The organism is Nocardia concava NBRC 100430, assembly GCF_000308815.1.
Taxonomy (GTDB): domain Bacteria; phylum Actinomycetota; class Actinomycetes; order Mycobacteriales; family Mycobacteriaceae; genus Nocardia; species Nocardia concava.
Map to the genome: position 1 here is coordinate 1 of NZ_BAFX01000113.1, position 1725 is coordinate 1725.

The 1725-nt window shown below is 64.3% G+C and carries 2 protein-coding genes; both read left to right on the forward strand.

Going from position 1 to position 1725, the window contains the following annotated elements; all coding sequences use genetic code 11:
* Nucleotides 1–95: 95 nt before the first annotated feature.
* Nucleotides 96–1019, forward strand: coding sequence for a cation diffusion facilitator family transporter (locus ON43_RS27015; protein WP_040811924.1), 924 nt, complete (start codon nucleotides 96–98; stop codon nucleotides 1017–1019).
* A 2-nt stretch (nucleotides 1020–1021) separates the two neighbouring features.
* A complete protein-coding gene (locus tag ON43_RS27020; RefSeq protein ID WP_040811926.1) occupies nucleotides 1022–1426 on the forward strand; it encodes a hypothetical protein in 405 nt (134 codons plus the stop codon).
* Nucleotides 1427–1725: the final 299 nt, after the last annotated feature.

Genomic DNA, 1725 nt, shown 5'->3' on the forward strand with positions numbered 1-1725 from the left:
ATTAGCCAGCGGACGGTAGGCTCTCCCGGTCAAGCGTGTTGGACAAAACGGACATCGGTTCGAGGTAAACACAGTTCGGGAAGGGGCGGTTTCATTTGTCTGCGGGCGGCGGTAAGAAAGCCATCCTGGCGGCGCTGAGCGCGAATGCCGGTATCGCGGTGGCCAAGTTCGTCGGCGCGGCCATCACCGGCTCGGCCTCCATGCTGGCCGAGGCCGTGCACTCGGTGGCCGACACCTCCAACCAGGGCCTGCTGCTCCTGGGCCAGCGCCGGGCCGAGCAGGAAGCCGACGAGCTCCACCCCTTCGGCTACGGCCGCAACCGCTACTTCTACTCCTTCGTGGTCGCCCTGGTGATCTTCGCTCTCGGCTCGCTGTACGCGATCTACGAGGGCATCCACAAGATCCAGCACCCCGAGGAACTCTCCAACGCGATCGTCGCCATCGTCATCCTCGGCCTCGCCATCTGCCTGGAGGGCTACAGCTTCATCACCGCCATGCGGGAATCCACGCCGCTCAAGGGCAATGCGAGCTGGTGGCGCTTCATCCGCAACTCCCGCAACCCGGAGCTGCCGGTCGTGCTGCTCGAGGACTCGGGCGCGTTGATCGGCCTGATCATCGCCTTCGCCGCCATCGGCATGACCATGATCACCGGCGATCCCATCTGGGACGGCATCGGCACCCTGGCCATCGGCATCCTGCTGGGCATCATCGCCGTCATCCTCATCATCGAGATGCAGAGCCTGCTCATCGGTGAGGGCGCAACCCCCGAAGAGGATCGAAAGATCCGCGCGGCCATGGTCGACAAGGACCACATCGACCGCGTCATCCACCTGCGCACCCAGTACCTCGGCCCCGAGGAAATGCTGGTCGCCGCAAAGGTTTCCATCACCCCCGGTCTGGAGATCGCCGATATCGCCGCCGCCATCGACGACGCCGAATCCCGCATCCGCGCCGAAGTCCCCGCGGCCCGGGTCATCTACATCGAACCGGACCTCTACCGCACCCAACCGGTCCAGTAGCCGTGGCCGGGTACTCGGGGACACCGCTGCCCCGCAAACTCGGCATCAAAGAGCAGAGCCGTGTCCTGTTGAGTGGCGCTCCAACGGGTTTCGAGCTCGGCGACCTCCCGCCGGGCACGGAACTGCATCGGCGCGCGGGATCCGGCCCCTACGACGTAATCCTCGGTTTCTGCCCCGATCGGGCAACCCTGTTGCGGCACTTCGCGATCTGGCGACGCGGCCTGGCCGTCGACGGCGGCCTGTGGCTGGCCTGGCCGAAGAAGACCAGTGGCATGCAGACCGATCTCGGCGAGACCGACGTCCGCGAATACGGGCTCTCCCAGGGTCTCGTGGACAACAAGGTCGCCGCCCTCGACGACAACTGGTCGGGCCTACGTTTCGTCATCCGACTCGCCGATCGCCACTAGCGCTCTGCCTTTTGGTTTTTTGGTCTTTGGTTTTGTCCTAGAAGGTGATCCGTGCAGTCCGTGGGCTGGAAGGTGAGTCACGGCTCCCAACCCGGCGTCAGCCCAAGTCCGGTAGGGCAGGCGACGCAACCACACTTTTCGTTTATCTTTCCCCGGGTTACCTGACCTCAGGCACTCTGAATCACATGTTGGCCCGGCGAGTCCGCCAGTACGCCTTGCGCTGAGAAGGCGTGCAATAGACGTGCATCATCTCCATCAGGCCGTCGATCACCGGCCCCGCATCGATGAACGGGGAAATC